Genomic DNA, 373 nt, shown 5'->3' with positions numbered 1-373 from the left:
CGCCCTAGCCTTCTGCGGCGTGGCCCAGGCGCTGGCCAACCCGGCTACCAACCAGGCCATCGCCCAGGCGGTGGACGCACCGCGCGCCAGCCTGGTAGGCATCAAGCAGGCCGGGGTGCAGGCCTCGGCGCTGCTCGCCGGCCTGGCCCTGCCGGTGCTCAGCCAGGCCCTGGGCTGGCGCATGGCGCTGGGCTGCTGGGCGCCATTGGCGCTGCTGCTGGCGCTGCTGGTCGCTCGACAGATCGCCCCGGCGCCCCAGGCGCATCGACCGCCCGTACGCGTACAGCGGCCCAACGGCTGGCTGCTGCGGCTGATGGCCATCCAGGGCTGCGCCGGGCTGTGCCTGTCGGCCTTCATCACCTTTTTTGGCGTG

The 373-nt window shown here is 73.5% G+C and carries 1 protein-coding gene; it reads left to right on the top strand.

From position 1 onward, the window contains the following. The coding region (locus QWI17_RS00060) for an MFS transporter (RefSeq protein ID WP_302720470.1) at window positions 1-373 on the top strand (373 nt) is incomplete at both ends.

Source organism: Gilvimarinus gilvus (genome assembly GCF_030518155.1).
GTDB classification, from domain to species: Bacteria; Pseudomonadota; Gammaproteobacteria; order Pseudomonadales; family Cellvibrionaceae; genus Gilvimarinus; species Gilvimarinus gilvus.
The sequence above is the reverse complement of the archived record's forward strand: the minus strand, read 5'-3'. Positions and strand labels throughout refer to the sequence as shown.